The sequence below is a fragment of the Sporosarcina sp. FSL W7-1283 genome (assembly GCF_038003105.1).
Classification (GTDB): Bacteria; Bacillota; Bacilli; order Bacillales_A; family Planococcaceae; genus Sporosarcina; species Sporosarcina newyorkensis.
On the sequence record NZ_JBBOOL010000001.1, the window covers coordinates 1,228,628 to 1,255,270 of the forward strand.

At 43.4% G+C, this 26,643-nt stretch carries 27 protein-coding genes, 1 pseudogene and 1 other annotated feature; of the genes and pseudogenes, 26 read left to right on the forward strand and 2 right to left on the reverse strand.

Annotated elements, in window-relative coordinates; genetic code table 11:
- Positions 1-95: 95 nt before the first annotated feature.
- The 24 genes and pseudogenes from sigG (at position 96) to MKY93_RS05860 (ending at position 23,119) form a co-directional block, all read left to right on the forward strand.
- Positions 96-884, forward strand: coding sequence for an RNA polymerase sporulation sigma factor SigG (gene sigG / locus MKY93_RS05750; RefSeq protein ID WP_009765585.1), 789 nt, complete (start codon positions 96-98; stop codon positions 882-884).
- A 157-nt stretch (positions 885-1,041) separates the two neighbouring features.
- Positions 1,042-1,284 carry a PRC-barrel domain-containing protein gene (locus tag MKY93_RS05755; RefSeq protein WP_340758514.1) on the forward strand — a complete coding sequence of 81 codons (243 nt, stop codon included), beginning with the start codon at positions 1,042-1,044 and terminating at the stop codon, positions 1,282-1,284.
- A 69-nt stretch (positions 1,285-1,353) separates the two neighbouring features.
- Positions 1,354-2,046: a YggS family pyridoxal phosphate-dependent enzyme gene (locus tag MKY93_RS05760; RefSeq protein WP_340758515.1), complete on the forward strand. Its 693-nt coding sequence runs from the start codon at positions 1,354-1,356 to the stop codon at positions 2,044-2,046.
- Positions 2,043-2,492 carry a cell division protein SepF gene (locus MKY93_RS05765; protein ID WP_078817805.1) on the forward strand — a complete coding sequence of 150 codons (450 nt, stop codon included), beginning with the start codon at positions 2,043-2,045 and terminating at the stop codon, positions 2,490-2,492. Before MKY93_RS05760 ends, MKY93_RS05765 begins: the two co-directional genes overlap by 4 nt.
- 81 nt (positions 2,493-2,573) lie before the next feature.
- Positions 2,574-2,861 carry a YggT family protein gene (locus tag MKY93_RS05770; RefSeq protein WP_009765580.1) on the forward strand — a complete coding sequence of 96 codons (288 nt, stop codon included), beginning with the start codon at positions 2,574-2,576 and terminating at the stop codon, positions 2,859-2,861.
- Between the two features lie 73 nt (positions 2,862-2,934).
- Positions 2,935-3,711 (forward strand): YlmH family RNA-binding protein, encoded by a 777-nt coding sequence (locus MKY93_RS05775; protein ID WP_340758516.1) that lies wholly within the window; start codon positions 2,935-2,937, stop codon positions 3,709-3,711.
- 103 nt (positions 3,712-3,814) lie between these two features.
- The gene (locus tag MKY93_RS05780) at positions 3,815-4,321 is read left to right on the forward strand and encodes a DivIVA domain-containing protein (protein ID WP_340758517.1); all 507 of its coding nucleotides are present in this window, start codon (positions 3,815-3,817) and stop codon (positions 4,319-4,321) included.
- A 54-nt stretch (positions 4,322-4,375) separates the two neighbouring features.
- Positions 4,376-4,592: a binding site (T-box leader), on the forward strand.
- A gap of 75 nt (positions 4,593-4,667) precedes the next feature.
- Positions 4,668-7,427 carry an isoleucine--tRNA ligase gene (gene ileS / locus MKY93_RS05785; RefSeq protein WP_078817802.1) on the forward strand — a complete coding sequence of 920 codons (2,760 nt, stop codon included), beginning with the start codon at positions 4,668-4,670 and terminating at the stop codon, positions 7,425-7,427.
- A 141-nt stretch (positions 7,428-7,568) separates the two neighbouring features.
- Positions 7,569-8,048, forward strand: a complete 480-nt coding sequence (gene lspA, locus MKY93_RS05790) for a signal peptidase II (protein WP_009765576.1) — start codon at positions 7,569-7,571, stop codon at positions 8,046-8,048.
- A complete protein-coding gene (locus MKY93_RS05795; RefSeq protein WP_340758518.1) occupies positions 8,048-8,956 on the forward strand; it encodes an RluA family pseudouridine synthase in 909 nt (302 codons plus the stop codon). The genes lspA and MKY93_RS05795 overlap by 1 nt, the downstream gene beginning before the upstream one ends.
- Positions 8,957-9,180: 224 nt before the next feature.
- Entirely contained in the window at positions 9,181-9,729 is a 549-nt protein-coding gene (gene pyrR, locus MKY93_RS05800; protein ID WP_009765574.1) for a bifunctional pyr operon transcriptional regulator/uracil phosphoribosyltransferase PyrR, read from the forward strand.
- A gap of 20 nt (positions 9,730-9,749) precedes the next feature.
- The gene (locus tag MKY93_RS05805) at positions 9,750-11,030 is read left to right on the forward strand and encodes a uracil-xanthine permease family protein (protein ID WP_078817799.1); all 1,281 of its coding nucleotides are present in this window, start codon (positions 9,750-9,752) and stop codon (positions 11,028-11,030) included.
- A 60-nt stretch (positions 11,031-11,090) separates the two neighbouring features.
- Positions 11,091-11,969 carry an aspartate carbamoyltransferase catalytic subunit gene (locus MKY93_RS05810; RefSeq protein ID WP_340758519.1) on the forward strand — a complete coding sequence of 293 codons (879 nt, stop codon included), beginning with the start codon at positions 11,091-11,093 and terminating at the stop codon, positions 11,967-11,969.
- A gap of 1 nt (position 11,970) precedes the next feature.
- Positions 11,971-13,248: a dihydroorotase gene (locus tag MKY93_RS05815; RefSeq protein ID WP_340758520.1), complete on the forward strand. Its 1,278-nt coding sequence runs from the start codon at positions 11,971-11,973 to the stop codon at positions 13,246-13,248.
- On the forward strand, positions 13,248-14,348 hold the full coding sequence (locus MKY93_RS05820; protein ID WP_040758848.1) for a carbamoyl phosphate synthase small subunit: 1,101 nt from the start codon (positions 13,248-13,250) through the stop codon (positions 14,346-14,348). Before MKY93_RS05815 ends, MKY93_RS05820 begins: the two co-directional genes overlap by 1 nt.
- The gene (gene carB, locus MKY93_RS05825; RefSeq protein ID WP_340758521.1) at positions 14,341-17,535 is read left to right on the forward strand and encodes a carbamoyl-phosphate synthase large subunit; all 3,195 of its coding nucleotides are present in this window, start codon (positions 14,341-14,343) and stop codon (positions 17,533-17,535) included. The genes MKY93_RS05820 and carB overlap by 8 nt, the downstream gene beginning before the upstream one ends.
- A complete protein-coding gene (locus MKY93_RS05830; RefSeq protein WP_009765568.1) occupies positions 17,532-18,311 on the forward strand; it encodes a dihydroorotate dehydrogenase electron transfer subunit in 780 nt (259 codons plus the stop codon). Before carB ends, MKY93_RS05830 begins: the two co-directional genes overlap by 4 nt.
- Complete coding sequence (locus tag MKY93_RS05835; protein ID WP_009765567.1) at positions 18,308-19,222, forward strand: dihydroorotate dehydrogenase; 915 nt, start codon at positions 18,308-18,310, stop codon at positions 19,220-19,222. Before MKY93_RS05830 ends, MKY93_RS05835 begins: the two co-directional genes overlap by 4 nt.
- A complete protein-coding gene (gene pyrF, locus MKY93_RS05840) occupies positions 19,219-19,932 on the forward strand; it encodes an orotidine-5'-phosphate decarboxylase (RefSeq protein WP_340758522.1) in 714 nt (237 codons plus the stop codon). Before MKY93_RS05835 ends, pyrF begins: the two co-directional genes overlap by 4 nt.
- Positions 19,929-20,558 (forward strand): orotate phosphoribosyltransferase, encoded by a 630-nt coding sequence (gene pyrE / locus MKY93_RS05845; RefSeq protein WP_078817794.1) that lies wholly within the window; start codon positions 19,929-19,931, stop codon positions 20,556-20,558. Before pyrF ends, pyrE begins: the two co-directional genes overlap by 4 nt.
- Before the next feature lie 303 nt (positions 20,559-20,861).
- Positions 20,862-21,062, forward strand: coding sequence for a hypothetical protein (locus MKY93_RS05850; protein WP_340758523.1), 201 nt, complete (start codon positions 20,862-20,864; stop codon positions 21,060-21,062).
- 114 nt (positions 21,063-21,176) lie between these two features.
- A pseudogene (locus MKY93_RS20415) lies at positions 21,177-21,260 on the forward strand (PspC domain-containing protein); the annotation flags it as partial.
- 330 nt (positions 21,261-21,590) lie between these two features.
- A complete protein-coding gene (locus MKY93_RS05855) occupies positions 21,591-22,100 on the forward strand; it encodes a MepB family protein (RefSeq protein WP_340758524.1) in 510 nt (169 codons plus the stop codon).
- A gap of 359 nt (positions 22,101-22,459) precedes the next feature.
- A complete protein-coding gene (locus MKY93_RS05860) occupies positions 22,460-23,119 on the forward strand; it encodes a DNA-3-methyladenine glycosylase family protein (RefSeq protein WP_340758525.1) in 660 nt (219 codons plus the stop codon).
- A gap of 90 nt (positions 23,120-23,209) precedes the next feature.
- Here MKY93_RS05860 and MKY93_RS05865 read toward each other — a convergent pair whose 3' ends face one another.
- Together MKY93_RS05865 and MKY93_RS05870 are read right to left on the reverse strand one after the other, a co-directional pair.
- Positions 23,210-23,341, reverse strand: coding sequence for a hypothetical protein (locus MKY93_RS05865; protein ID WP_281250661.1), 132 nt, complete (start codon positions 23,339-23,341; stop codon positions 23,210-23,212).
- Between the two features lie 116 nt (positions 23,342-23,457).
- Positions 23,458-25,146: an Rqc2 family fibronectin-binding protein gene (locus MKY93_RS05870; RefSeq protein WP_340758526.1), complete on the reverse strand. Its 1,689-nt coding sequence runs from the start codon at positions 25,144-25,146 to the stop codon at positions 23,458-23,460.
- 357 nt (positions 25,147-25,503) lie between these two features.
- Here MKY93_RS05870 and gmk point away from each other — a divergent pair, with 357 nt between their 5' ends.
- Both gmk and rpoZ read left to right on the forward strand, forming a co-directional pair.
- Complete coding sequence (gene gmk / locus MKY93_RS05875; protein ID WP_009765562.1) at positions 25,504-26,121, forward strand: guanylate kinase; 618 nt, start codon at positions 25,504-25,506, stop codon at positions 26,119-26,121.
- A gap of 3 nt (positions 26,122-26,124) precedes the next feature.
- Positions 26,125-26,349, forward strand: a complete 225-nt coding sequence (rpoZ, locus tag MKY93_RS05880) for a DNA-directed RNA polymerase subunit omega (RefSeq protein WP_078817788.1) — start codon at positions 26,125-26,127, stop codon at positions 26,347-26,349.
- Positions 26,350-26,643: the final 294 nt, after the last annotated feature.

Consider the following 26,643-nt stretch of genomic DNA (forward strand, 5'->3'; position numbering starts at 1 on the left):
TCGGTAGAAATTGGCGATTCTCTAAACCGCATATTCTAATGCGTTGAGGACAAACTACTTTGTACACTCACCTATAGAATGCGGAGGAAAAGCCAATGGTACGTACAAGAGTAGAAATTTGTGGAATCAATACGTCCGAGCTGCCATTATTAACAAGCGATGTGATGAAAGAAACATTCATTCGTTTGCAAAGCGGCGACGAATTTGCCAGAGATGAATTGGTGTTTGCGAATTTGCGGCTCGTACTTAGTCTTGTTCAGCGTTTTAACTATCGTGGTGAACAGGCTGACGATTTATTCCAAGTAGGATGTATTGGTTTGTTGAAAGCCATCGACAATTTTGATTTAAAGCACAATGTTCGATTTTCCACTTATGCCGTGCCGATGATCATCGGAGAAATCAAGCGGCACCTAAGGGATCATCATGCTGTTCGTGTATCCAGGTCCTTGCGTGACATCGCTTATAAAGCCATAAAAGCAAAAGAAGAGTATATTAATGAACATCAACATGAACCACGTATTTCAGATTTAGAAAAAATAACGGGCATCCCGGAAGAAGATATTCTTTTCGCACTTGATGCTATTCAAGACCCGATGTCTTTACACGAACCGATGAACAGCGATGGCGGAGATCCAATCTACATGATGGACCAGCTGCAAGATCAACGTGTCTCAGAAGAACGCTGGATGACCTATGTCTCCATAAAAGAAAGTGTAGAAGAGCTAAATGAACGCCAACAACTTATTGTTTCAAAAAGATTCTATTTAGGCCAAACGCAAACCGAAATAGCCAAAGAACTTGGAATATCACAGGCGCAAATCTCGCGTATTGAAAAACATGCAATGGATAAAATCCGTCTGGGGATTGAACAAAAGAACAGCTAAAAGGTTGATTGAACATTTTAATAGCATTTTATGAAGTTGGGAATACAACGAAGCATAAGAAGTATATCATCTGTCACAATGCCAAAGGGTATTGTGGCAGCTTTTTACGTTCTCGATAAAACACACTAAGCATAGTATGAAATAAGGAGGCGGAGTTATGCGTTTTTCTAGTTTACAAAAGAAAGAAGTCATCGAACTAAAAAAAGGATCCTTTCTTGGATTCGTACAAGACGCCACCATCGACATTGAAAGTGGAAAAATCGACAAACTGCACATCGGCGAAATACAGCGTTCATTTTTCTCAGACGCCAAATCAAAAGGCGTACAGAAGGTTGGCTATGAAGACGTCATGACGATCGGCAAAGATATTATCCTTGTCCAGAAGAAACACCCAAATTGATGACTAATCGTTGATATCCAACGCCTCGCTTGATACAATGAAGCAAAGAAGAAGAAAAGTAGTGATATTGTGAAATTAATAGAACAAAGGTTAGCAACTATACAGCAGCAAATTAACGAAGCATGTGAGAAAGCAAAGCGAAATCCAGAAGATATCACCTTAATCGCGGTTACCAAATCGGTATCGTCCAAAAGAGCGCAGGCCTTAGTGGATATCGGAGTGGAGGATTTAGGTGAAAACCGATTGGAAGGGCTGCTGGAAAAGCAAAAGAATATTCAAAACCCAGTGAACTGGCATTTTATTGGGAACTTACAAACTCGCAAAGTTAAAGAGCTGATTCATACTATTCACTGTCTGCATTCTGTAGATCGTATGAGCCTTGCGAAAGAAGTGAATAAACGGGCTGAACAGCCCATGGACTGTTTTGTACAAGTCAATGTGTCTGGCGAAGAGTCTAAATCAGGTATTGAACCAGAGGCAGTTGAAGCATTTATTGAACAATTGGCAGCCTTTGAAAACATACATGTGATCGGCTTGATGACAATGGCTCCGAATACTGATGACGAATGCGCCATACGCAATGTGTTTAGCTCTTTACGTGAATTGCGTGATAAAATTGCCGCGAAACAATTATCTTATGCTCCGTGTACAAAGTTATCGATGGGAATGTCAAATGACTTCACAATCGCGATTGAAGAAGGTGCAACACACATACGCATCGGCACAGCATTAGTCGGATCAGAAAGCGAGGAAGATGAATGAGCCTCAAGAAACGATTTGAAAAATTGTTTTGGTTGGAAGAAGAGGAAACTGTTAATGAACCTCAAAGTAAACAGCCAATGGTCAATCAACCGCCTGCCCGTAAAGAAATGAAAAAAACCAATGTGAAAAAACAAGCAATAGAACCAACTCCAACTACACCGGTTATCAGTTTGCAAAGTGTCCAAAAGTCTTCAAAAGTGATTTTAGTGGAGCCGCGTGCTTATGCGGAAGCACAGGATATCGCAGAGCATCTAAAAAACAAGCGTTCGGTAGTAGTGAATTTGCAACGAATTGAGCGAGATCAGGGTTTCCGCATTATCGATTTTCTGAGCGGTACCGTATATGCGCTTGGGGGAGATATTCAACGGGTAGGGACGGATATATTTCTCTGTGCACCTGAGAACGTGGAAGTAGCTGGCTCAATTACAGAATTTATATCAGAGTAATTGTGATTCTGCTATCTGCCAGGACTACAACTTCTGTGGAAATTAAGCTTGAACAATTTTGAATGAGGTGTACATGTCATTATGATCGTATTATTGAACAATGCGTATTTACTAATCTCAGGAGCACTCCAAGTATATTCCATCCTATTGGTGATTTATATTTTGATGTCTTGGGTACCATCGACGCGAGAAACCAAATTTGGTCAAATTTTAGGTAAGCTCACAGAACCTTATCTAGGATTTTTCCGAAAGTTCATTCCGCCACTTGGAATGATTGATATTTCTCCAATCGCAGCAATTTTTGCATTACAGTTAATCGGCCGGGGTATCGGGCAGATTTATTTAATACTTTTCAGAGCACTCGTCTGAACTAAGAGTTTTAATTCCACAACGGAAATCCTCACAGGGGTGAGGATTTTTTTGCATAAGGAGAATGTTTGCCATGGAATCATTTTTCCAGCATTTTCGAAAAGAAGAACAACCATTCATTGAAAAAGTGAATAGCTGGGTGAAAGAGGTTGAGGATACGTATGCGCCTAAATTGACGGAGTTCTTGGATCCCCGGCAGCGATTTATTACGAAATCCATTGTCCGAAATTCTGATCTTGTAATGGCTTCAGAAGGAGGTTTTCCTGATGCCGAGCGCAAACGTGTCTTGATTTATCCTGATTACTACACGCCATCAGAGGATGACTTTCAAATTAGTTTGTATCAAGTTCAATATCCACAGAAATTTGTCAACATGAAGCATTCACAACTTCTCGGTTCGTTATTATCTCTCGGTATTGATCGTTCCAGATTTGGCGATATACGGATTACGGAAGAAGCCGTACAATTTGCGGTAACAGCAGAGGTTTCCGAATACATCCATGTCAATTTCACGCAAGTCGGCAAGGTGAAGGTTTCCGTACAGCCTGTTTTGAATGCAGCCGAAGTGATAGATGTTCAGGAAGAGTGGACAGAAGAGATGCACATTATCAGTTCTCTCCGTTTAGATACAGTGGTTGCTTCATTGGCGAAATGTTCAAGAGCCAAAGCTTCTTCTCTCATCAAAGGAGAGAAAGTCAAAGTGAACTGGGCGATAATCGATCAGCAAGCTTTTGAAGTAGAGGAACAGGATATCCTGTCTGTCAGGGGCTTCGGACGCTATAAAATAATCGGTATAGAAGGAAGAACGAGGAAAGACAAGATCCGCGTTGTGATTGGTGCATTAGTCTGATAGAGAAAACCTTGATAAAATCAGAAATATAGTGTTTAATCAAGTAGTACAGAATTATAAGAATCAAAGCGAGATGGATCAGACGGAAAGGAGAAAGCATTTCATGGCTTTAACCCCTACGGATATACATAACAAAGCATTCAGTACGAAATTTCGTGGCTTTGATGAAGATGAGGTCAACGAGTTTTTAGAGCAAATTATGAAAGACTATGAGAACGTTTTGAAGAAAAATGAAGAGCTGCAACAAGTTATCATAAATAATGAAGCAAAAATTGCCCATTTCAATACAATTGAAGAAACTTTGCAAAAGTCCATATTAACAGCTCAAGAAGCAGCTGAGGACGTGCGTAGAAATGCGATACAGGAATCAAAATTAATTATTAAAGAATCAGAAAGAAATGCAGATCGCATTGTTAATGACGCATTGGCGCGAGCAAGAAAGATTGCAATGGAAGTGGAAGACTTGAAAAAACAGTCGAAAGTCTTCAGAAGCCGTTTTAAAATGATGGTGGAAGCGCAGCTTGATTTGATTCAGATGGATGATTGGGATCAATTGCTTAAGTATGAACTAGATACATCGAGCCTGGAAAGTGCTTCTGACGAGAAATAATAAGAAGCTTGACAATTCAAATCGACATTCCTATACTTACACTAATTAGTTAAAGAAGAAGCGATGAAAGAGAGAGTACTTTCAGACTTTGCCGATAGCGAGCCGGGGGTGGTGGAAGCCTGGTGGAGAAGCTGAGAAGAAAATCACTCTTGAGCTGGATTATGGATATGTACATGATCCCGGTCACACTGCCGTTACTAAGTGTCTAAGCGGCAATTGTATTGTACGATTGCAAGTAGGGTGGTACCGCGAGAATATCCTCGTCCCTTTTTGGGATGGGGATTTTTTTAATTACCGAAAGCAATTAATGATACTTTGGACGTAATTTTATGGAGGAGGATTCGGAATGGAATACAAAGATACATTGCTTATGCCGAAAACGGAGTTTCCGATGCGTGGAAATTTACCGAATAACGAACCGAAAATGCAAGAGAAGTGGGATGAAGAGAATATTTATCAAAAAGTCCAGGAACGTACAGCGGGCAGACCGTTTTTTGTTCTGCATGACGGACCGCCGTATGCGAATGGAGATCTACACATGGGGCATGCCCTCAATAAAGTTTTAAAAGATATTATCGTTCGATATAAGTCGATGTCAGGATTCCATGCTCCATATGTACCAGGCTGGGATACACATGGCTTGCCGATTGAGCAGGCCCTTGTCAACAAAGGCGTGGACCGTAAAAAAATGAGCGTTGCGGAATTCCGTAAAATGTGTGAAGACTATGCGTATGAGCAAATCAATAATCAACGCACACAATTTAAGCGTTTAGGTGTACGTGGTGATTGGGAAAATCCATATATTACGTTAAAACCTGAATTTGAATCTCGTCAAATTCAAGTATTCGGTGAAATGGCGAAAAAAGGGTATATCTATAAAGGGTTAAAACCTGTTTATTGGTCCCCTTCAAGTGAATCTGCTCTAGCGGAAGCCGAAATCGAATATAAGGATAAGAAATCACCATCTATTTACGTCAGCTTCCCAGTCCGTGACGGCAAAGGCGTACTTGCAGAAGATGTAAAATTCCTAATCTGGACGACAACGCCTTGGACGATTCCAGCAAACCTTGGTATTTCGGTTCATCCAGCATTCACTTATGCAGTAGTGAATGTTAATGGTGAAAAACTCGTTGTGGCGAAAGAGCTAGTGGAGTTTTTGGCGAAAGAGTTAGAGTGGGAAAACTACTCAATAGAGCAAGAATTGCCAGGTGCGGATCTTGATCGTATCGTTGCGAAGCATCCATTCTATGATCGCGACTCACTTATCATGCTTGGGGAGCACGTAACAGCAGATGCAGGAACAGGCTGTGTCCACACAGCGCCTGGTCACGGGGAAGACGACTTCTATGTGTCCAAATCTTATGGCATCGACGCGTTATCTCCAATTAATGACCGCGGTGTGATGACAGAAGAAGCACCTTATTTTGCAGGTATGTTCTATGAGGATGCGAATAAAGCTGTAACAGAGAAGTTGGAAGAAGTAGGCGCGCTTAAAAAGCTTTCCTTTATCACACACTCGTATCCGCATGACTGGCGGACGAAAAAGCCGGTTATTTTCCGTGCAACAGCTCAATGGTTTGCTTCGATCGAATTGTTTAGAAGTGACTTGCTGGAAGCGATCCGAAATACGAAGTTTACTCCATCTTGGGGTGAAACGCGTCTATTTAACATGGTTCGTGACCGTGGAGATTGGTGTATTTCTCGTCAACGTGTGTGGGGGGTTCCGATTCCTGTGTTTTATGCGGAAAATGGAGATGCCATTTTAACGGACGAAACGATCAGCCATGTGGCGAAATTATTCCGGGAGCACGGTTCCAATGTTTGGTTTGAACGTACAGCAAAAGAATTATTGCCTGAAGGCTTCACTCATGAAGGAAGTCCAAACGGTGAGTTTACAAAAGAAACGGATATCATGGACGTTTGGTTTGATTCTGGGACGACGCATCAAGGCGTGCTGGAAGAGCGTGACGACCTTGTCTATCCAGCTGATCTGTATCTGGAAGGTTCTGACCAGTATCGCGGATGGTTCAACTCGTCATTGACAACAAGCGTTGCGATTAATGGTATTGCACCATATAAAGGCCTTTTAAGCCACGGTTTCACGCTGGATAAAGATGGCCGTAAAATGAGTAAGTCTCTTGGCAATGTCATTGTGCCGGCGAAAGTCATCAACCAATTGGGCGCTGACATTGTGCGTCTATGGGTTTCATCTGTTGACTATACGGCGGACGTTCGAGTTTCTGATTCCAACTTTAAGCAAGTTTCGGAAGTATACCGTAAGATTCGTAATACAATTCGTTTCTTGCATGGTAACGTAGCCGATTTTGATCCGTCAGCAGACCGTGTATCATTTGAAGAAATGCGCCCAGTTGATCAGTATGTCTATGTGAAGCTTCAAGACTTGATCAAAGAGGTACGTACTGCATATGATCACTATGAATTTGCAGGTGTTTATCATGCGGTTAATAATTTCTGCACAGGCGTCTTAAGTTCTTTCTACTTGGATATCGCAAAAGATGTCGTGTATATCGAAGGAGTCAACCACCCGCATCGCCGCGCTATGCAAACGGTTATGTATGATACGTTGATCACATTAGTCAAACTAATCACGCCGATCTTACCGCATACAGCAGATGAAATGTGGAACTACTTGAATGTGAAGGAAGCGGACAGTGTACAATTGACAGATATGCCAGAAGCAGATGAAAAGGGCGAGGTAGCAGATAAACTGCGCGAGCGCTTTGATCATTTGATGGCTATCCGTGATGATGTATTGAAAGCGTTGGAAGAAGCGCGAAATGCAAAAGTCATCGGTAAATCACTCGAAGCAAAAGTCACCGTCGTACTTCCAGAAGATCAACAAGGTCTTCTTCAAGCAAGCGATATTGACTTCGCTCAGTTCTTTATTGTCTCCACTTTTGAAGAAAGCAAAAATACTGAGCTTCCGAATGCCCTGAAACTAGACCGTGCAACTGTACTAGTCGAACCGGCGGAAGGCGAGAAATGTGAACGTTGCTGGACCATCTCTACAACTGTAGGAGAAGATACAACTCACCCGGCATTATGTGCACGATGCGCATCCGTTGTGAAAGAGAACTATGCGTAAGCAATCTTGATGCAAAAGCCATCATCATCTACTTAAGGATGACGATGGCTTTTGCTTTTGATCAATGAAAATTGATAAGAGTAAATTAAGCAGGTTTTGTGTTAAAATGAATAAGACATTTGCTGGACGGAGGTAGACGAAGTGATCGTTTATTATGCAATCGCTGCCCTGGTCATAGGATTGGACCAATTGACGAAGTGGCTAGTAGTGAAGAATATGGAGCTCGGCGAACAAATATCTATATGGGATCCTTATTTTGGCTTCCTTTCGCACCGTAACCGAGGTGCAGCGTGGGGGATGCTGGAAGGGAAAATGTGGCTATTTTATATCGTAACCATTGTCGTTGTCGTAGCTATTATTTATTTTTTTCATACAGAAGGGAAAAAAGATCGGCTTCTTGGTGTCAGCTTGATGTTATTGCTTGGCGGAGCGATCGGAAATTTCATCGACCGATTATGGAGAGGTGAAGTCGTTGATTTCGTAGATGTACTGATTCCTGTCATCCGCTACGACTTTCCGATTTTCAATGTGGCAGACGCTGCCCTGACAATTGCCGTCGTATTAATCTTATTACACGTAATACTCGATGAGAAAAAGAAAAAGAAAAAAGGTGTCTCTTAATGGAAAGATTTGAATATGAAATTACAGAAGAAACAGCTGGCAATCGAATTGACAAAGCACTCGCTTTACTACAGCCTGATTGGTCTCGGACACAGATCCAGCAATGGGTGAAAGATGAACGCATCCAAGTGAATGGCAGCTTCATGAAATCGAATTATAAAGTGAAAACTGGAGATGTTGTCTCTGTAGAACAGCCAGAACCTGAGGCATATGATATTGAAGCAGAAGACTTAAATCTCGAAATCGTTTATGAGGATCAAGACGTCCTTGTGGTCAATAAGCCAGTCGGAATGGTCGTACATCCTTCCCCTGGACATCTATCGGGAACGCTGGTCAATGGATTGATGCATCAGTGTACGGATCTGTCGGGGATCAACGGTGTGATGAGACCGGGTATTGTACACCGGATCGATAAAGACACATCTGGATTGTTGATGGTCGCAAAAAATGATAAAGCACATGTATCGTTAGTTGATCAACTCGTGGAAAAATCCGTCAACCGTGTCTATACGGCTCTTGTTCACGGCCATATTCCTCACGATAATGGAACGATCGACGCTCCGATCGGAAGAGATCCGCGAGATCGTCAAAAAATGGCGGTAGTGGATAACGGAAAAAACGCAGTGACCCATTTTAAAGTATTAGAGCGTTTTGGCGATTATACATTGGTTGAATGCAGATTAGAAACAGGGAGAACGCATCAAATTCGTGTCCATATGAAATACATCAGTTATCCGTTAGTTGGCGATCCCAAATACGGTCCGAGGAAAACAATTGATTATGGCGGACAAGTCTTACATGCTGGAACGGTTGGTTTCCAACATCCTTCTACAGGTGAGTACATGGAGTTTACGGCTCCATTGCCTGAAAATTATCAACAGTTGCTAAATGAATTACGTGCACATTAAGCGTTGACAAATACAAACGGCTAGCTGTATACTCGATAAAGCAATTGAATAGCGATACCTTTAAAGTCAGTCCTGTGAGGCTGGGAAGGTTGCACGGAAATACATGAGACTTACTGCGGTAAGAATCACTGTATGCTTTTTTCTGCACGTCTGCCCTCCTGTCTACTCTGACTGGAGGGTTTTTCTTATGGATAAATACACATAACGGAAAGGGGAACTAAAAAATGGCAGAGAAAGCAACGATACTAGATGATCAAGCGATCACACGAGCGGTAACAAGGATTGCACATGAGGTCATTGAGAAAAATAGAGGGATTGATGATTGTATAGTGGTCGGTATCAAAACGAGAGGTGCAATTTTAGCTAAACGTTTAGCCGAAAAGATTGAGCAAATCGAAGGCAAGCCGATCAAGACGGGAGAACTCGATATCACCCTATATCGTGATGATCTTCAGTTGAAACATGAACAGGCGGAAGCATTAGTGCAGCAAGTAAATATAGCGCACGATGTTTCAGATCAAAAAGTAATTTTAGTTGATGATGTGCTGTATACAGGACGGACGGTTCGAGCAGCACTCGATGCAATTATGGATCTTGGAAGACCTTCATCAATCCAATTGGCTGTACTCGTGGACAGAGGACACAGGGAATTGCCGATTCGGCCGGATTTTGTAGGGAAGAACATTCCGACTTCGAGTGAAGAACGAGTTGTTGTAAGCATGACAGAAACGGACGGAACAGACGGAGTAACGATTCATACACGCACATTATAAGCGGCTGGAGGACAGGATAAATGAGTGAAAAAGTATTAGATGTAAATGAAAAACCGCAACCGGTGAGATGGCTGGCATTGAGTTTGCAGCACATGTTTGCGATGTTCGGCGCAACAATTTTAGTGCCTCAACTTGTGGGATTAAGCCCGGCAATCGCTTTACTGACAAGCGGTATAGCCACACTCGTATTTATCGCAGTGACGAAGTTTCAAGTGCCGGCATACTTAGGTTCTTCCTTCGCCTTTATCATCCCAATTCAGATTGCGACCACAACTGGCGGAATCGGCAGTGCGATGATCGGGAGTATGTTCGTCGCATTGGTCTACGCGATTGTCTCCCTTGTGATATGGAAGACGGGCTATCGCTGGATCATGAAAATTTTACCGCCGATTGTTGTCGGACCTGTCATCATGGTCATCGGATTGGCAATTGCACCAACCGCCATCAACATGGCCAGTATGATTCAAGTGGATGGTCAGGATGTATACAGCGGCTTGCATTTTTCAGCAGCCTTGGTAACACTTGCTTCAGCGGTTTTCTGCTTAATGTTCTTTAAAGGTATCATCAGTTTAATGCCCGTGTTGATCGGAATTGTAGTCGGGTATATTTATTCAGCAGCGATTGGGATCTTGGACTTCAGCCAAGTTGTCGAGGCGAAGTGGTTTGCAGTGCCGGACATGCTGATTCCCGGTGTGGACTATTCGTTTGTAGTGACGCCGACCTTACTGATTATTATGGTACCGATTGCGATCGTGACGATTGCAGAACATATCGGACACCAGCTTGTACTAGGTAAAGTGGTGGAAAGAAATTACATCGATAATCCAGGTTTGCATAGATCATTGCTCGGCGATGGGATTGGCACATTGATCAGTGGAATGGTCGGAGGTCCGCCAAAAACTACTTATGGAGAAAATATTGGTGTGCTGGCGATCACTCGTGTATATAGTGTTTACGTAATTGTCGGAGCTGCAGTATTTGCGATTTTCTTCTCTTTCTTAGGAAAAGTAATGGCCTTGATCGCCACGATACCTCAAGCAGTGTTAGGCGGAATTTCCATTCTGCTGTTTGGTATAATCGCTTCTTCTGGAATGCGTATGCTGATTGATCACAAAATCGATTTTGACAATCAACGGAATTTGGTTATCGCATCGATTATTCTAGTAATTGGAATCGGCGGAGCTACAATCAAATTCAGCCCGACTTTTGAAGTAGGCGGGATGGCGTTAGCGGCGATTGTTGGAGTAGTACTCAACTTGGTGTTGCCAGGGAGAAAAGACGATACGTTAATGGATGAATAAAAGAAATTAGATAGAATGAATTGCAATAAATGCCTGCACTTCATGAGGGAGGAACATCCGATGGAACATTTAGTTTCAATGAAAGACCTGACAGTGGAAGAAATCATGTTGATACTTGATCGAGCGGCGATTTTTAAACGCCTGGGCTTCCGTGAACTGCCAGGAACCTACACTGTGTGCAATCTGTTTTTCGAGCCAAGCACAAGAACAAAAACGAGCTTTGAAATGGCGGAACGAAAAGTTGGAGCGCAAATCATCCCATTTGAGACTAGTTTCTCCAGTACATTAAAGGGGGAAACGTTATATGACACGATCCGAACGTTGGAGGCAATCGGCTTGGACGCACTTGTTATCCGGCATCCGTCCGATGGCTTTTATGAAGAATTGATTGATCGAACGAATGTAGCGATCATCAATGCGGGTGACGGTTCAGGTCAACATCCGACACAATCTTTATTGGACCTTTTCACAATCCAGGAGGAGTTCGGAAGTTTCGAGGGGCTGAAGGTGCTGATTGCAGGAGATATCTCACATAGCCGTGTGGCGCGGTCCAACGCAGAAGCTCTGCAGAAACTAGGTGCCGATGTCACATTCCTCTGTCCACCAGAATGGGCAGGAGAATTTGAAAGTGTGGATAACTGGGATGAAGTCATTGAAACGAGCGATGTTGTCATGCTTCTCCGTGTACAGCATGAACGCCATAATACAGAAATGGCCTATACGAAAGCGGCTTATCATGAACAGTACGGTTTGACAGTAGAACGCGCAGGCAGAATGAAAAGCGAAGCAATCATCATGCATCCGGCACCTGTCAATCGAGATGTGGAGATCGCGGATTGCTTAATTGAAAGTCCTCAATCACGTATTTTTAAACAAGTCGAAAACGGCGTCTATATTCGAGCAGCTGTTCTAGAATTAATTTTGAAGGGGCGGAAATAACATGAACACTTTAATTCAAAATGTCCAAATGGTAAGCGAAGAAGGCCAGATCGTAGTAACAGACGTGAAAATCTCAGAAGGAAAGATTACAGAAATCGGTAGCCAGTTACCGACAGCTGATTGTGAAATCATTGAAGGACAAGGGTTGTTGCTATCTCCAGGTCTGATTGACGTACATGTCCACTTGAGAGAGCCGGGTGGGGAGCATAAGGAAACGATCGCAACTGGAACGGCAGCTGCAGCAAAAGGCGGGTATACAACGATTTGTTCGATGCCTAATACACGGCCAGTGCCGGACACGATTGAAAATATCGAAAAAATTAATAAATTGATTGAAGATCATGCGAAAATTCGCGTGTTGCCATACGCATCTATCACCATTCGAGAAGCTGGAAAAGAGCGGACCAATCTTGCGGAATTAAAAGACCATGGCGCATTTGCTTTCACAGATGACGGAGTGGGCGTTCAAGAAGCAGGAATGATGTACGAAGCAATGCAAGATGCTGCGGCTATCAATATGCCGATTGTAGCGCACTGTGAAGACAATACATTGATCTATGGCGGCGCGATGCACGAAGGGACGCGCAATAAAGAGCTTGGGTTGCCGGGTATCCCATCCATCGCAGAGTCAGTACATATTGCGAGAGATATTTTATTAGCAGAAGCAGCAGGCGCGCACTACCATGTTTGCCACGTCAGCACGAAAGAATCCGTACGGACGATTCGTGATGCGAAAAAAGCTGGAATCCATGTGACAGGGGAAGTAAGTCCGCACCACTTGTTGCTAACGGAAAACGATGTGCCGGGGGATGATGCTGACTGGAAGATGAATCCTCCACTGCGCTCTGAAGAGGACCGCGAAGCATTGCGTCAAGGGTTGCTAGACGGTACATTGGATTGCATCGCTACGGACCATGCACCACATACGGCAGAGGAAAAATCTGTCGGATTCGCGAAAGCACCATTTGGCATCACTGGATTCGAAACAGCATTTCCTTTATTGTACACACATTTCGTAAAACCGGGTCACTGGACTCTGAAGCAATTGCTTGACTGGATGACGATTAAACCGGCAGAAGTATTCGGTTTGCCTTATGGAAAAATTGAAGTAGGAGCAACAGCTGATTTAGTTTTAATTGATTTGGAGAAAGAGCAAAAAATCGATCGTACAACGTTTGTGTCAAAAGGGAAAAACACGCCATTTGACGGCTGGGATTGCACTGGATGGCCTGTAATGACAATTTTCGGTGGAAACATCGTTTGGAAGGATGGTCAATGATGAAAAAAAGATATTTAGTTTTAGAAGATGGCTCTATTTTTGAAGGGAAAGCATTTGGAGCGGATAGTGCTTCATTAGGAGAAGCTGTATTTGCAACAGGAATGACCGGTTATCAGGAAACGATCTCTAACCCTTCAGGCTGTGGACAAATCGTCGTCATGACGTATCCCTTAATCGGAAACTATGGCATCAACCGGGATGATTACGAATCCATTGATCTGGCGATTAATGGTTTAGTCGTCAGAGAATTAACGGAAGAGCCGTCCAACTTCCGCAGTGGAATGACGTTAGGTGATTTGCTTTCATTAAAAGGTATTCCGGGAATCCAAGAAATCGATACAAGAAAACTGACCCGTCTACTGCGCGATAAAGGTGCATTAAAAGGAAAACTAACTGCTGCTGGCGAAGACATCAATTTGGATGAGGTCCTGGCAGAAGTTCAAGGCTATGAAGTGCCGACGAACCTTGTGGCAAAAGTTTCAACTAAACGTCCATATCCAAGCCCGGGCTTAGGGAAACGTGTAGTCGTCATCGATTACGGAATCAAGCATGGCATTTTACGTGAACTGAATAAGAAGGATTGCGATGTCATTGTCGTGCCTTACGATACATCCGCTAAAGAAATCCTAGCGCTGTTCCCAGACGGCATTTTATTATCAAACGGTCCTGGGAATCCGCAAGATGTCGAAGGTGCTGTTGAGACAATCAAAGAATTGCTTGGCAAGAAACCAATCTTCGGTATCGGGCTGGGCCATCAATTATTTGCACTCGCGTGCGGAGCAAAAACAGCTAAAATGAAAAACAGCCATATTGGCGGCAACTATCCGGTAAAAGATTTGGAGACAAACCGTACCGATCTGACATCACAAAGTCATGGCTATGAAGTGCTGGAAGATTCTTTAGCAGGAACTGGCCTAATAGTTACACATAAAGCGTTGAATGATGGCTGTGTTGAAGGTGTAAGCAGTGAGCAATATGAAGCTTTTTCTGTACAGTTCCATCCTGAAGCTTCACCCGGACCACAAGATGCAAGTTATTTATTCGATCGTTTCATTCAGCAAATGACTGCAAGCAACCGAAAGGAGAATACCAATGCCTAAACGTCAAGATATAAAATCCATCCTCGTCATCGGCTCAGGTCCGATTGTCATCGGCCAAGCCGCAGAATTCGACTATGCAGGTACACAAGCATGTCTTTCCTTAAAGGAAGAGGGCTACCGCGTCATTTTAATCAACTCGAATCCAGCTACAATCATGACGGATACAGAAGTTGCAGATAAAGTATACATTGAACCGATTACTCTAGATTTCGTCAGCCGAATCATCCGCAAGGAGCGTCCTGATGCACTGCTGCCTACATTAGGCGGACAGACAGGCTTGAACATGGCGATCGAACTTCAAGAATCAGGAATTTTGGATGAACTTGAAATTGAGATTCTTGGTACAAAACTGGATGCGATCCATAAAGCAGAAGATCGCGACTTATTCCGTAATTTAATGAATGAAATGGGCGAACCTGTTCCGGAAAGTGACATTATTCATAACCTTGAGGAAGCTTATGCATTCGTCGGAAAAATAGGCTATCCTGTGATCGTGCGCCCGGCATTTACGCTTGGCGGAACAGGTGGAGGTATTTGTCACAACGATGAGGACTTAGAAGAAATTGTGGCGAGCGGCCTGAAATATAGTCCAGTGACTCAATGTCTACTTGAAAAATCCATTGCAGGCTTTAAAGAGATCGAATATGAAGTAATGCGCGACTCGGCGGATAATGCCATCGTCGTATGTAATATGGAGAACGTCGATGCTGTAGGGATCCATACAGGCGATTCCATCGTTGCTGCTCCATGCCAGACTTTGACGGATCGTGAAAATCAAATGCTGCGTAACGTGTCATTACGGATTATCCGTGCCTTGAAAATTGAAGGCGGCTGTAACGTTCAGCTGGCACTTGATCCACATAGCTTTGATTATTACATCATTGAAGTGAATCCACGAGTGAGCCGTTCATCTGCACTGGCTTCTAAAGCAACGGGTTATCCAATTGCGAAACTGGCTGCGAAAATTGCTGTCGGACTGACGCTAGATGAAATGATGAACCCGGTTACCGGTAACACATATGCTTGCTTTGAGCCAACGCTTGATTATGTTGTAACGAAAATTCCGCGCTGGCCTTTCGATAAGTTCGAATCTGCTAAACGGAATCTTGGCACTCAGATGAAAGCAACAGGAGAAGTTATGGCGATGGGCCGTACTTTTGAAGAGTCCATCTTAAAAGCAGTTCGTTCACTTGAAACTGGTCAATTTGATCTTTCATTGCCAGGCGGCAGCGAGATGTCGGATGAATGGATCGAAAAACGAATCCGTAAAGCTGGAGATGAGCGCCTATTCTTCATCGGTGAAGCATTGCGCCGCGGTGTGACGATTGAAACGCTGCACGAATGGAGTGCAATCGACTTATTCTTCTTACGAAAATTTGAAAATATTGTGCGCTACGAACAGGCATTGAAAGATCATCCATTTGACCAAGAAGTTGCTCACAAAGCAAAGCGTCTAGGATTTGCAGATGCGATTGTGGCGCAACTTTGGAATACGACAGAACGTGAAGTCTATAACTGGAGAAAAGAGCAAGAATTGATCCCTGTCTATAAAAAAGTAGATACATGTGCGGGTGAGTACGAATCCGACACTCCATACTTCTATGGTACGTATGAAGATGAAAATGAATCTGTAAAATCTGATAAGAAAAGTGTTGTCGTTCTTGGTTCCGGCCCAATCCGTATCGGTCAAGGCGTGGAGTTTGACTATGCAACGGTGCACTGTGTCTGGGCGATCCAAGAAGCAGGCTACGAAGCGATCATCGTCAATAACAACCCAGAGACTGTTTCAACTGACTTCTCCATCTCTGACAAGCTATATTTTGAGCCGCTGACAATTGAAGATGTCATGCACATTATCGATTTAGAGCAGCCGGAAGGAGTCATTGTACAGTTTGGAGGACAAACGGCGATTAACTTGGCGGCTGAACTGGAAGCACGTGGTGTGAAGATTCTCGGGACGTCCCTTGAAGATATCGACCGTGCGGAAAACCGTGACAAGTTCGAACGTGCGCTTCACGAAATCGGCGTTCCCCAGCCACTTGGAAAAACGGCGTTATCTGTTCCGGAAGCAGTTGTGATAGCCAATGAAATCGGCTATCCAGTACTCGTTCGTCCTTCTTACGTATTAGGTGGTCGTGCGATGGAAATCGTCTATCATGAACAAGAATTGCTGCAATACATGGAAAATGCGGTGAAAGCAAGTCCTGAGCACCCAGTATTAATCGACCGTTATTTAACAGGTACAGAGATTGAAGTAGATGCGATCTGTGACGGCGAGACGGTATTGATTCCAGGAATTATGGAACATATCGAACGCGCAGGCGTACACTCAGGTGACTCGATCGCTGTCTATCCGCCGCAAAATCTTTCCCAATCAATGATCGAAACGATTGCGGATTACACGAAGCGTTTGGCTCTAGGGTTGAATATCCGAGGGTTGCTCAATATCCAGTTCGTCATTTCGGAAGGTCAGGTATATGTCATTGAAGTGAACCCGCGTTCCAGCCGGACAGTACCATTCCTAAGTAAAATCACGAATATTCCAATGGCCAATGTCGCTACCCAGTCAATTTTAGGTAAATCAATTGCACAACAAGGCTTTACAGACGGACTTGCAGACGCTCCAGAGGGTGTCTATGTAAAAGTACCAGTCTTCTCCTTTGCGAAACTGCGTCGTGTAGATATCACGCTCGGACCTGAGATGAAATCGACAGGTGAAGTAATGGGGAAAGACAGCACTCTCGAAAAAGCACTTTATAAAGGCTTAGTCGCTGCAGGCATGGAAGTGAAGGAATACGGTTCGGTCTTGATGACGGTTTCCGATAAAGATAAAGAAGAAATTATTGAAATCGCAGAACGCTTTGTTCAAATCGGCTACCGCATCTTAGCTACAGAAGGAACAGCTAAAGCACTTGAACAAGCAAACATCGAAGTGAAAACTGTCGGCAAAATCGGAACGGAAGGCCCGACATTGATTGATGTCATCCAAAAAGGACAGGCACAGTTAGTGATCAATACACTGACAAAAGGTAAACAACCTGCTCGTGACGGCTTTAGAATTCGCCGTGAATCAGTAGAGAATGGAGTTCCTTGCTTCACTTCCATCGATACAGCAGCTGCAATGCTTTCTGTCATCGAATCGATGACGTTTCAAACAGCCGCGATGCCCAAGCAGGTGATTCAATGATCATTCAAGATTTGATGACAGTTGGATCGCAACAGCAAATCGCGAAAAATATCTTTGAAATGAAACTCACTGGAAAGCTGGTCGGAGAAATTACTTCTCCGGGCCAGTTCGTCCATATCCGCGTATCCGATTCATTTGAACCATTGTTGCGACGTCCCATTTCGATAGCGGAAGTCAATGTGGAAAAAAATGAAATGACGATTATCTATCGTGCAGAAGGACATGGCACTGGGTTGCTTTCACAAAAGCGAGCAGGGGATATCGTCAATGTGTTGGGTCCGCTTGGAAATGGCTTTCCTGTCAATGAGACGGCTTCAGGTCAAACGGCTGTGCTGATCGGTGGTGGCATCGGGGTACCGCCATTGTACGAACTGTCTAAGCAGCTGACGGCAAAAGGTGTCAAATGCATTCATATCCTAGGCTTCCAATCAGATGACGTCGTGTTTTATGAAGAGCAGTTTGCTACACTAGGCGAAACGTATATTGCGACGGTCGATGGAAGTAACGGCACAAAAGGATTTGTTACGAATATTATGGGCGAGCTAACTGACGAATTTGAAACATTCTATAGCTGCGGACCAATGCCGATGCTCGATGCAGTCCAAAAAGCATATGTGCATAAAAAAGGATTCTTATCATTTGAACAGCGCATGGGCTGCGGCATCGGCGCTTGTTTCGCTTGTGTGTGCCATACAAATGAAAACGCGACAGACAAAGCCTATGTCAAAGTATGCTCCGACGGTCCAGTATTTCCAGCAGGGGTGGTGCAAATATGAGTAGATTAGCAATTACATTACCAGGACTCGAATTAAAAAACCCGATCATGCCGGCTTCCGGATGTTTCGGTTTTGGGAAAGAGTACGGCAATCTCTATGATCTTTCTCAACTTGGTGCGATCATGATTAAGGCAACAACACTTGAAACGCGTTACGGAAATGCGACACCTCGAGTAGCGGAAACAGCTTCTGGTATGTTGAATGCAATCGGTTTGCAAAATCCAGGCTTGCATGGTGTTCTTGAAAATGAATTGCCATGGCTTGAACAGTTCGATGTTCCGATCATTGCCAATGTCGCGGGTTCCGAAACAGCGGACTACGTGGAAGTGGCAAAAGAAATTTCCAAAGCGCCGAATGTTCACGCGTTGGAACTGAATATATCGTGTCCGAATGTCAAATGTGGCGGCATCACGTTCGGTACGGATCCTGAAATTGCGAAAGAGCTGACTGCAGCCGTGAAAGCTGTGTCTTCCGTGCCTGTCTATGTGAAATTGTCACCAAACGTAGCGGATATTAAGTCTATGGCAATCGCAGTGGAAGCAGGCGGAGCAGACGGCATCACGATGATCAATACATTGGTCGGCATGCGTCTGGATGAAAAAACAGGTAAGCCGGTTATTGCCAATAAAACAGGTGGTTTATCAGGTCCTGCCGTGAAGCCTGTAGCGATTCGTATGGTTTATGAAGTAAGCCAAGTCGTCAATATTCCGATCATCGGAATGGGGGGGATTACTTGTGTGCAAGACGTTGTCGACTTTTTATCTGCAGGAGCGAGTGCAGTGGCGGTCGGCACAGCGAATTTCGTAGATCCATTTATTTGTCCAACTCTTATTGAACAGCTTCCAGGGAAATTGGATGAATTGCAAATAGATCATATTTCAGAATTGATCGGAAGGAGCCATCGTCTATGAATAGATCTCCCATCATCGCGCTAGATTTTAATTCAGCAGAAAAAACATTTGATTTCCTTAAAGCATTCGATCATTCGGTCAATGTCAAAGTTGGAATGGAATTGTATTATAAAGAAGGTCCTGCGATGATCGCCCGCTTGAAAGAAGAAGGCTATTCCATCTTCTTGGACTTGAAACTGCACGATATCCCGAATACCGTCAAATCCGCGATGAACGTCTTGGCTTCGCTTGAAGTCGATATGGTCAATGTTCACGCGGCTGGCGGGAAAGCTATGATGGAAGCGGCACTGGAAGGTTTGGATATCGGTACGCCAGCAGGCAAACAGCGTCCCGCATTAATTGCCGTGACGCAGCTCACTTCAACAGATGACCGCCAAGTACGAGAAGAGCAATTGATCGGCGTCCCGCTTCAGCAATCCGTAGAACATTATGCGAAGCTTGCTTCATCAGCTCATTTGGACGGCGTCGTTTGTTCGGTACAAGAAGCGAAGATAATTGAAGAAGTTTGTGGTAAGGAATTTTTCAAAGTGACACCAGGGATTCGATTAGCACAAGGTGATGTCCACGATCAGAAACGTGTCGCGACCCCTGCTAAAGCGACACAGGAAGGCTCTACACATATCGTCGTTGGACGTGCTATCACAGGGGCAAAAAATCCAAGTGAAGCGTATGAGTTAGTAAATACTTTATGGGAGGGAACCCCTCAATGACTAGAGAAAAAGAAGTAGCTCAAATTTTATTGAATGTCGGGGCTGTTGCCTTGAATCCGAAAGAACCATTTACGTGGGCATCAGGTATCAAATCGCCAATCTATTGTGATAACCGCTTAACGATGGCGGATCCAGTTGGACGAAAAGAAATCGCTGAAGGTCTTGCGGCTTTGATCCGAGTTCACTATCCGGAAACAACGGTGATCGCAGGGACAGCGACAGCAGGGATTCCGCATGCGGCGTGGGTGGCAGATATACTCAAGTTGCCGATGGTCTATATCCGTTCTTCCGCCAAAGCACATGGCAAGAGCCGTCAAATTGAAGGCAAGATCGAGCCGAACGCAAAGGCAGTCATCATCGAAGACTTGATCTCAACAGGCGGTAGCAGCTTGAACGCAGCGAACGCTTTGCTGGCTGAAGGCGTAGAAGTATGCGGCATCGTCTCTATTTTTACATACGAACTTCAAAAAGCGGATGAAAAGTTTGCAGAAGCTAAACTTTCATACCACAGCCTGACGAACTTCGCGGCTTTGGCGGAAGTGGCAAAAGAAGAAGGCGCAATCGAAGAGGAATCCATGAATGAATTAACGGAATGGCATACGAAATTGAAGCAGGGTACATTGTAATAAATAAAGGACTGTCAGGGAAATCGTGGATTGATTCGCGGTTTCTCGTGGCGGTCCTTTTGTTTTATGTTTACTTTACGGCAAAAGCAAATTAATGAAAAGTTAGAGATTATTTTAGTTGAAGTCCGATGAATTTAAAGAAGTTTGGTAGAATGGTATTAGATTGGTAAAAAAAATTGATGTTTAGTAAAGTGACTAATTTTTGCGTGTGAAATTCCACTTAAAGGGACGTGCTTGAGTGAGAATAAGATCCTTTAATATTCGATTAACGGAGCGTATCCTTGATAAGGAGGAATCACTTGTATGAATAAGTGGGGAGGTTTTTCTTTTCTGCCGGTTGTTGCAAGCATTATATCGTTTTTTATTCTAAGAGGTCCGAATACAGACTTGCCGTTAGTAATTATAATTTTAGGTTCACTTTCTCTTTTTGCAATAATTTTTGATAATGGTGTAATGTTAATTTTAGTAAATTTTTTATTGCTGACAGACGGAATATCTGTTTAGCTTTTCCTTTTTCATTAAAGAGTACATTTATGAAAAGATCTCTACTAATTTAGTAACAGACTATTTAAAAGGATGAATTAGATTGCAAAATAAATTTAGGAAAGCTCAAGAGATAAACTTATATTTGGAGTTTGTAGAGGCATCGCAGAATACTTTGGGATGTCTTCTCTCGGCATGAGGATTCTCTTTTTGGTTTAACCGGCAAAGTAGCGTGACCAGACGAGATAATGGAGTAGCATGAAGGAGGAGAAATTCCTATGAACACTGAAAAGCGTTGTCCAAGTTGCAATGGGAACGAATTTAGAGAAGGAACAGATTAAATGCCAATTAAATCGAAAAAATCTTCATTCAGTGGATCAAATAAAATCTATACTTTCTGCTTGAATTGCGGAGAAGTTGTCTCTATCAGAATAGAAGATCCGAAAAGGTTCGTCTAACAAAGTGTGAATAGCTCAATTAACGAAGGCTTTTAAAGCGTCAGTATTGCAGCAATCGAAGCCATGTTGTTTGATATTTAGGAGTGAAGAAATGAATGATTTTTTTACATCATTAACTCATGTAAATAAAATGATTTATGAGTCGAATCACTTAACTGTAAAGTCAGTTCAAGAAGAGAAGCAAAATTCGAAGTATGGTGCTGGTACATTTCAAATATCTTCTAAAACAATTCGATTCAGAGTTGCGAATATTACACCTGCCAAAGCCGGGCAGTTTGTTGCATTTTGGGAAAAAGACGAAAATAATAAAAATCAACCCTACTCATATGAGGAAGCCCCTGATTTATTAGTTATAACTACCTTTAAAAATGAAAATGAGTTTGGACAATTTATCTTTCCGAAAGAAATTCTTTTAAAACAAAACATTCTTAGGTCTACTTCAACAAAGGGCAAAATGGCAATAAGAGTTTATCCTAGCTGGGATAGTCCAAGTAGTAAACAAGCGATGAAAACTCAAAAATGGCAGTTACCTTATTTTGTTGATATGTGTAATCCAAATAAATTATCCTTAGAAAAAATAATAGAACTGTATTCCCTTTAATCCTCTGTAAACGAGCGCGATTGTTTAACAAAACTTCTAAGCAGAGTCTGACTTGATTGGAAAGGGAGGCGGTGAAAAGCAAAAATATGCTCTTAGCGCTATGCTTTTGTTTGCAAAAGCCGTTCTTCGTTACGGCTTTTCTTGCAGGATCAACAGAAATCAAAGATTCTCAGGCTGTATATTGGTTGTAAGATTAAAATCATGGTTCTGTTAAAGGAGTTCACTGTATTAAAAGTTGGTTTGGTATTTTCCTTAATCTGTTCCATGATCTCTAGTGAACTAGTAACGAAACGTGGATTGCTTACAGGCAGTCTTCGTTTTCTATGTAAAGCCTTGAATGGAGACAGGAGATGAAATAAGTGTGCACACTGTATATTCGTACACAAGATGAATCAGTTCGGTTCATCACCAACAGCGATCCATTGATGAAAAAGATGATTACATTTATTGGTGATATTGAAATCCCTTTACGGACCGACTACCTTTCCTCCATTGTCCGTTCCATCATTGGCCAGCAAATCTCCGTCAGTGCAGCCAGTGCAATTTATGAGCGTCTTCTGAAATTGCTTGGCGGAAGTGTCACAGTGGAGGGGGTGCTTGCGAAGTCAGAAGAGGGGTTGAAGCAGGTTGGTTTAACAACGAGAAAAGCAGAGTATGTAAACGACTTGGCAGAGAAAATAGCAGCAAATGAGCTGGATCTTAACCATATAGCGGAATATAGCGATGAATCCATTATGGAGCAGTTAATTAATGTCAAGGGGATAGGAAAGTGGACAGCAGAGATGTTTCTGCTTCTGTCTCTTGGCCGTGGTGATGTGCTTGCCGTAGACGATGTGGGAATTCAGCGTGCTGCCGAATGGTTGTACGGGGTGGATAAATCGGAACGGCGGAGCATTCTGGTCGAAAAATCCCCGCTTTGGAAACCGTATCGTTCTGTCGTGTCGTTTTATCTATGGGAAGCAATTCATCTGGGGCTTATTAAAGAGTATAAATCAGTCGATGAGCTAGAGGTGCAATGAATATGGTGTGAAAATGTAAAAGGGTCTGTCCCGAAAGTCCAAAACTGCTTTCGGTGAAATTCCAATTTTGCGCGGCCAGTAAATAAAATATTACAACGCGCCAAAGTATGCGGCAACCGCACCAATATAGCATTGAACAGAACCAAACTCCTTTCGAACCGCTCCAATCTGTAACTTAACCGAACCAATCCACGATCCAACCGAACCAATATAGCCAAGCACCGCACCTTTTTCCTGTTCATCATCCGACCGAATTAATTAAATCCTCCCCCTCATACAAAAAGCCCGAAAAGTCAGGTGGCAATGACTTTTCGGGCAGCCTTTTTATATAATATTACTCACTTCCGCAGTTTACGGACTAAATCTTCATCAGGCGTAACAAACACGGTTTTCTGTTCAAAGTAAATAACAAATCCAGGTTTTGCACCGGAAGGTTTCTTCACATGCTTAATCTCGGTATAATCGACCGGTACAGAAGACGACTCACGAGCCTTACTGAAATAAGCGGACAGCCCAGCTGCTTCTTCAATCGTTTGTGCGTCTGGCTCTGCATCATGGATGACGACGTGCGAGCCAGGTATGTCTTTTGTATGCAGCCATACATGATCCCGCGCAGCCATTTTGAACGTCAAATAATCATTTTGCTTATTATTCTTCCCGACGGAAATTGGAACTCCAGTCGAGGAAACAAATGCTTCCGGTGCCGGTTTCTTTGGCTTTACCTTCTTTTTGCTTCTTCTAGCACGCATAAATCCAAGTTCGACCAATTCTTCACGTATTTCTTCTATATCAATTGGGGAAGCTTGATATACTTGCTGCCGTACCATCTCAAAGTATTCGATATCTTCTTTCGTCTTTTCTAGCTGCTCCGCAATTCGGACGAGTGCGGTTTTGGCTTTCGAATAACGGGAGAAATAATTCTGGGCATTATCAATAGGTGATTTCCGCGGATCAAGCGGAATCGTGACGGTGGTGCCTTGCTCATAATAATTTTCTACCGTCACTTCCTTATCGCCTTTTTGCATTAAGTAATTATTCGCTGTCAATAACTCACCGTACAGTTTTAAGGTATCCAAGTTTTGAGCCGTCTGCTGTTCTTTTTGCAGTTTTTTTGTCTTATTTTCAAGCTTCGTAATTTCATTGGACAACCAGCGTTCCAAATCAATCGCTTGGGACTTGACCCTCTCTCGCTCTGCTCTGGCAAAATAGACTTTGTCGAGTAAATCACTCAATGTAGAAAACGTTTGAGTTGTGCCGGGCGCGTGTGTCAATTCCACAGCGGAGAATAATGTCTTTCGATCATTCTCCACTACAGTAGGCTTCATTGAATCTGCGTTGAAACTGTCTAAAAAAGATCTCCAAACGCAAAATGGCTGCTCCTGATTTTGTTGGAGCCGATACAGTAGTTCGGCAGCAGTCAGGGGAGAAAAGCCAGCGAATTGCTGGACAACATCTCTCGGCTCCTGCAGGTTAGGCAAGACATCCATAAATTCATTTTCTAAGACTTGAAAAGGATCCAGTTTATCTTGTGGAGGTGCCGGGATATACGGCTGTCCAGGCAGAATCGTCCGGTAACTGTTCACGGAAGGCGGCAGATGCTTCATACTGTCGATAATCAAATCGCGCGAAGCATCCAGTAAAATTAAATTACTGTGTCTGCCCATGATCTCAATAACCAGTTTTCGTTCAATCTGATCGCCCAGTTCATTTCGAGCCTGAACTTGGATACTGACAATCCGGTCTGTCTCTTGCTGCTCAATGGACGTAATCATTCCGCCCTCAAGCTGCTTCCGTAACACCATGCAAAACAACGGAGGCTCGGACGGATTCGTCAACACTTCATTCGTCAATTGCATCCTCGAAAAAGAAGGATGCAGTGAAACTAATAATTTATGATTTTTATTATTTGCCCGGATCTGAAAAATAATTTCCTGCGAATTCGGCTGATGAATCTTCGAAATCCGGCCAGACTTCAACTGCTGCAACTCGCTTACAATCGCTTTCGTAAATAAACCATCAAATGCCATACGGATTCCTCTTTCATTTCGTTTTGTTCCATTTTAGCACTCATCGTATGAATATGGTATAATATGAACAGATTGCACACATGGGCCTGTTCGGTCAGATTAAATAATCTGAATGGAATAAATCACTTTATTGTACGCTGTTGTTATTGAAGCTTTTTAGGAACAGAAGCGTATCTAGTTGATTGGAGCGGAAGACGGGCGACTCCTGGGGGATCAGCGTGCGCCTTGAGAACCCGCAGGAGCAAAGCGACGAGGAGGCTCAAGCCACGCCCCCCGGAAAGCGTCCCGTCTGGAGTGGAAATCAACGGTGCGGGGACAGCATGCCGTGTAAATGAATACATAACAAAGAGGGATTATATGTACAAACATCGAGGACTCCTAATCGTCCTTTCAGGTCCATCCGGCGTAGGTAAAGGAACTGTTCGTAAAGAACTCTTCTCAAGCCCGGACACCAACTACGAATACTCCATATCGATGACCACTAGAAACCCGCGCGAAGGCGAAGTGGACGGCGTCGACTACTTCTTCAGATCACGGGAAGTATTTGAACAAATGATCCAAGAAGGGAAACTTCTGGAGTATGCCGAATATGTAGGAAACTACTACGGCACGCCACTCGACTACGTCAACGAAACACTCGACGCAGGCCGCGATGTATTTCTTGAGATAGAAGTCGTCGGTGCTGCACAAGTTCGTGAAAAAGTACCAAATGGTTTATTTATCTTCTTGGCACCTCCAAGCTTGAGTGATCTGGAAACTCGTTTGATCGGAAGAGGTACAGAAGCATCCGATATCATTGCCGATCGAGTATTAAAGGCAAGAGAAGAACTTGAAATGATGCACTTGTACGATTATGTAGTCGAAAACGACGAGGTCTCCAAAGCATGTGATCGGGTCAATGCAATTGTTACAGCAGAGCATTGCCGCAGAGAACGTGTGGAAAAGAGATACTTACAAATGTTGGAGGGAGAATAAACTATGTTATATCCATCAGTTGATTCACTAAAAGGGAAAGTAGATTCTAAATACACATTGGTCACGCTGGCTGCGAAACGTGCGCGTGAACTACAGGAAAAACGGAACGAACTCTTACATAAGTATCGTTCAGAGAAAAGTGTCGGCAGAGCGTTAGAAGAAGTGGCTGCTGGGGTCTTGATCAACCAACAAGCGGATGAATCAATTATTTACGAAGACGAAGTTTGATTTGAAATCAATTACGCTTTGGCGTAATTGCGTCCAGATTTTGAATCGAGCGTGCTCGATTAAATCCTTTCAAAATCTGTGACATCCGCCGGAGGCATAGGCCTACAGGATGTAGGTTATGCAGGCATTGCCACAGGATGTGGCGTTTCTAGCCTGCGTTCTCCTATTGGTCAGCGGGCGTTTGAAATCCCACTGAACAGGATATTACCACATTCATCTCACCACCTATTGAGGTGAGAGTTTTTGCTGAATAAAGATAAAACTACTCCCTTGGAATTCAACCGTTCTCAGGGA